This is a genomic window from Rhizobium sp. P1_E1 (assembly GCF_056406015.1).
In genome coordinates this window covers 1-4,825 of record NZ_JBFUAY010000289.1, presented here as the reverse complement: position 1 = coordinate 4,825, position 4,825 = coordinate 1, and the positions used below count along the sequence as shown (strand labels likewise).

Annotated in this window: 4 protein-coding genes and 1 pseudogene; 3 read left to right on the top strand and 2 right to left on the bottom strand. The window is 62.3% G+C overall.

The window, feature by feature from the left end:
* Window positions 1–211, top strand: a pseudogene (locus AC1D1Z_RS34175) (hybrid sensor histidine kinase/response regulator); the annotation flags it as partial.
* A 343-nt stretch (window positions 212–554) separates the two neighbouring features.
* On the opposite strand, the gene AC1D1Z_RS34170 reads toward AC1D1Z_RS34175, so the two are convergent.
* Both AC1D1Z_RS34170 and AC1D1Z_RS34165 read right to left on the bottom strand, forming a co-directional pair.
* Window positions 555–1,202, bottom strand: coding sequence for a BON domain-containing protein (locus tag AC1D1Z_RS34170; RefSeq protein WP_020397608.1), 648 nt, complete (start codon window positions 1,200–1,202; stop codon window positions 555–557).
* A 124-nt stretch (window positions 1,203–1,326) separates the two neighbouring features.
* Window positions 1,327–1,974 carry a PDZ domain-containing protein gene (locus tag AC1D1Z_RS34165; protein ID WP_312863640.1) on the bottom strand — a complete coding sequence of 216 codons (648 nt, stop codon included), beginning with the start codon at window positions 1,972–1,974 and terminating at the stop codon, window positions 1,327–1,329.
* A 297-nt stretch (window positions 1,975–2,271) separates the two neighbouring features.
* On the opposite strand from AC1D1Z_RS34165, the gene nhaA reads away from it, so the two are divergent.
* Window positions 2,272–3,465, top strand: a complete 1,194-nt coding sequence (nhaA, locus tag AC1D1Z_RS34160; RefSeq protein WP_130713370.1) for a Na+/H+ antiporter NhaA — start codon at window positions 2,272–2,274, stop codon at window positions 3,463–3,465.
* 355 nt (window positions 3,466–3,820) lie between these two features.
* Window positions 3,821–4,825: chloride channel protein (locus AC1D1Z_RS34155; RefSeq protein WP_477853231.1), on the top strand; the 1,005-nt coding region annotated here is incomplete at its 3' end.

Genomic DNA, 4,825 nt, shown 5'->3' with positions numbered 1-4,825 from the left:
GGGCATGAACGGCGACGAACTGGCCCGCAAGGTTCGCGAGTACTGGCCGAGGGTGAAAATTCTTCTCACCTCGGGCTTTTCGGAGCCCCATGCTGCGGAGAAGGAGATCGAAGCGGGCGCCGGCTGGCTGAAGAAGCCGTACACGGCGTCGGAGATGTCGACCCGTCTCAGGCTGCTGCTCGACGCGAGGCATGATGCCGATTCTGCTTGACGGCGGGATTCCTAGTCGGAGAAACGGGAGTACTCTCATCGCGCTGTCGCCGTTGATATACGGAACATCGAGCTCGATAGGCGTCTTGGCGACAGATCCAGTCAACATCCCGGATCGGCCTTTCCAGGCAACAAGCTTTTCCTGACGCTCGCGACGGAGGCTCAGCATCGGCAGGTGCAGAATTTCGTTTCGAAGACGAGAGTGACGCGCCAGTCGGGCAAAGCCGAAAAGACGGTCTGATCTTCGATCTCGGGATTGGTGGCGTATGCGAGGGCGCTCGCAACGGCGGCTTTGCGGCTGAGCGGGCGGAGCGGCTAACGTCCAGCCGCTCCCAATAATTCGATCACCCGACCGTCAGCCGGTCGTCGAGAGTGCCGATCCCCGGAGCTGACCATGCAGCGCGCTCCGCTGCCTGCCGTTCGGACCAGGTCTTCACATTGCCGGATAGGGTGACCTTTCTGCCTTGGACGTCGATTCTGATTGCACCGGCCTCCAGAGCGGCGTCGCGCTGGAACGCATCCTCTATGCGTTTCTTGACGTCCACGGCCGTAATGCGCGGCTTCAGCTCAACGAGATTGGATACCCCTACAACGCCGGCGAGATCGCGCACGGCATCGTAGGCCGCGTTCTTTTGATATTGCCACTCGACCTGGCCCCGTAGGGTGATCCACCCCTTGAGAACCCGCACCTGCACGGAATCCTTTGGCACGGAGACGTTCCAGTCGAGCATCTTGACAGCCCGACGGGCGATGTCGTCGTCGTCCGTTTCCTTCGGTCCGAAAATCTGGACCTCGATGTCGGCAGCTATCCCGCGTACGCCCTTGACGCGACGAACCACCCGCTCTGCGGCCTCTTTCTCCGCGTAGGTGCGCACGTGACCGGTCAGGGTTACGATACCGTTGTGGACCGCGACGCCGATGCCAGCCGCGTCGATGCTGGGCTCGAATTCCATTTCGTCGAGAATGCTCTGTCTGAGATGAATGTCGTTCATGACAACCTCCTTCAGGTTTGCGACGAGACGATCTTGCCAGTGCCGGAGAGTTTGGGCGTTGATCTTCATCAAGCACGAGAGCGACCCTGGTATTTCAGCGGACAGAACACCGTCTGCGGGGCTGCTACTGGGTCTGCACGTCGGCGGCCACGAAGAGGCGGTGGCCGTTCCTCACGACAGTGACGAGAGCGCGGGCATGCTCCTTCACGAGAAATGCGAGCAGTTGCCCGACGTCCGTCACCGGCTGCTGGTCGAGAGCGACGATTACGTCATCCGGCTGCAGGCCGGCGTGTGCCGCGACCGAACCCTCGGCGACGACGACGACGCGGGCGCCGGGACCGTTGGGGGATTTCGCCATCTCGACGTCGGCGAGAGGGCCGCGGGCGATATGGACGGTACGCGGAGCGGCGGGTTCGGCTACCGGTGCGTCGGACACCACGGGAAACGCCTCTATCCTTCGGCTGGCGCGGTCGATCTGGAAGGACGGTTTGGACTGCAACGGTAGCGATCCCACAAGCCTTCGGACGTCGGACGCGCCGCGCACCGGCCTTCCCTCGACCATTCGGAGGACGTCGCCCGGCTGAATTCCTGCGTTCGCCGCCGGCGAACCGGGCCGGACTTCTCTGACGAGCGCCCCGGCCTGGCATCGGCCCCGAACGCCCATGCAAAGAGCCGGCGTGAAGTCCTGCGTGACAAGTCCGATCTCGCCGCGTACCAGCTTGCCCGTCAGCATGAGCTGCCGTATCTCGACCCCCACAGTCTCGGCTGGCACCGCGAAGCCAGTCCCGAAAGGCACAACCGCGGCAACTGCGAGCATGATACGGGCAGTGCGTGGGTGATCTCACGCGAGCGGGAAGGAGATGCGCGGACTCGCTCGTGAGGCTGCGCTCCAGCAGACAAGATACTTCACCTGCGGAGCTAGCCATTGTTACGATCGGACAAGGCTTGTCGATTTCGCTGGCAAAACATCACTTCAACCCCTAGGTCTTGATCAGGCGTGTGCTGCGTGCGCCGGGGATTCCCCTGATCGACGGAGACCAAGATCAACCTCGCCCGAGGGCGCGAATCCATGTCGAACACCGTGCACGGCCGGATCAGGTCAACTCTGCGCCAGTTTTTGGACAGCGAGGCCTCCGGCGGTCTCATCCTCATGGCCGTGGCGGCGCTGGCGATCGTCGTCGCGAATTCTTCCGTCGCCGACTTCTATTTTCATGCATTGCATGTCTACCTCGGTCCGCTCAGCCTCCAGCACTGGATCAACGACGCCCTGATGAGCATCTTCTTCCTGCTCGTCGGTCTCGAGATCAAGCGGGAAATGCTCGACGGCCAACTGTCGAGCTGGGGCAGACGAATCCTCCCCGGTGCCGCCGCCGTAGGCGGGATGGCGCTGCCGGCGCTTATATACATCGGCTTTAATCTCGTGGATCCATCGAATTTGCGGGGATGGGCGATTCCAACGGCAACGGACATCGCCTTCGCTCTTGGCGTCCTGTCCCTGCTCGGCAACAGGGTCCCTGCGTCACTGAAGATCTTCCTGGCGGCACTTGCGATCATCGACGACCTCGGCGCCGTAATCGTGATTGGGGCCTTCTACACAGCCGACATCAACCTCATCGCGGTTGCCGCGGCTGCCGTTGTAATCTGCAACCTCGTCATCTTGAACCGATCCGGCGTGAAAATCATCTGGGTCTATCTCGGTTTGGGCGTCCTCCTATGGATTGCGGTGTTTATGTCCGGAATTCATGCAACGCTTGCGGGCGTCGTTCTAGCGCTCGCTGTTCCGCTGAAGCTCACTCTCGGCGCGCCCGAGGCCTCGGACGACGATTCTCCGCTCCATCGGCTGGAGCACGCCCTTCAGAAGCCTGTCGCATTCTTCATCGTGCCGTTGTTCGGTTTTGCCAATGCCGGCGTCTCCTTCGTAGGCACGTCCACCAGCGTCCTCATCGAACCGGTGACAATTGGCATCGCCGCCGGACTTCTTTTCGGAAAGCTGGCTGGAGTGCTCGGAACGGTGACCTTGCTGGTGAAGACGGGGCTTGCGCAGCTTCCGGCGCGAGCTTCGTGGGCTCAGATGACGGGCGTGTCGCTGCTTTGCGGCATCGGGTTCACGATGAGCCTGTTCATCGGACTGCTAGCTTTCCCGGACTCATCGTCTCAGGATCACGTGAAGATCGGAATCCTTGCGGGTTCACTCGCCTCGGGTCTCGCGGGGGCAGCCCTCCTGATGGGCTCGACACGGAGACGGCCAGTCTCGAAACCTTGAGCGCCGCGCAGGATCCGTGGGCGGTGTCAGTTCCGGGAAGCGAGGAGCTCGCGCAGACGGTTACGGTCGGTCAAACGATCTGAAACCATTTGAGCAGCTCGTGCGCGACGTCCCACCCCTCTTCGCTGTCCGATTCGATGGCCTTCGTCCGACATTGTTCTTTCATCAGGCTTTGAACCATAACGGCGACGTCCGGCCCGAGGGACGGCAAGCCTAAACCGAATGCGTTGAACGTGGGCCTCCGTGCTTCGGCACGCCCACGGTCCTGCCCACGTTCGACATGTTGCAATTGGGGGTGATCTTCGCGCGCGATGGCGCTAGTAAGGGACAACCCCCCGCATCGCCGAGCACCGACATGCCACCATCCTATCGATATTCCAAGCTCTTTCGCCGCTCCCGCGTCTTATGGGGCTCTTTCTCAATTTGGCAGCCAAGGCTGGTGTTTTGGTGCGGGGCCTTGGCAATCGGGGTGATCAGCGTCGGCTTTGCGAAGCTTGCGGATCTGGCGCAGAAGGGCTTCGGATCTCTCACCTCGTCCGGTGAATGGGCCTTCCTGCTGCCACTTGCCCTGACCCCGCTTGGCTTCATGCTGTCGGCCTATCTGGCGGCGACGCTGTTTCCGAACTCGCAGGGCAGCGGCATTCCGCAGGCGATAGCCGCCCGACATTTGAGGGACGATGAGGATCGGACGCGGCTGCTGTCACTGAAGATCGCTTTCGGCAAGATTGTACTGACGGTGCTCGGGCTGTTCTCTGGTGCTTCGATCGGCCGCGAGGGTCCGACCGTGCAGGTCGGCGCGTCGATCATGCTCGCCGTCGCCCGGTTCAGTGGCATGGCGCAGGCGCGCGGGCTGATCCTGGCCGGATCGGCGGCGGGCATTGMGGCCGCCTTCAACACCCCGCTTGCCGGTATCGTCYTCGCCATCGAGGAGATGAGCCGGACCTACGAGTCTCGGGCGAACGGGCTGGTGCTCACGGCAGTCATCCTCTCAGGCCTGGCGGCTCTTGGGCTTTCTGGAAGCTATAATTATTTCGGCATGGCATCGGCTGCCCCCACGGAGCTTCGCGACTGGGGGCTGGTTCTGATCTGCGGCATCGGCGGTGGTGCGCTCGGAGCGGCCTTCAGCGGCTTCGCGTTGCACTTCGGCCAAAAGATCCGCCGCTGGGCGCAACCACAGCCGCTGAAGCGCATGCTGGCGCTTGCGGGCATCTGCGGACTGGTGATCGCAGTCATCGGCGTGGCGTCGGGAGGCACGACTTTCGGCACCGGCTACGATCAGGCGCGAGCTGCGGTCGAAGGCAATGCCCTGCCTCTACTCTTCTTCGTTGAAAAGCTGGCCGCCAGCTTCCTGTCCATGCTG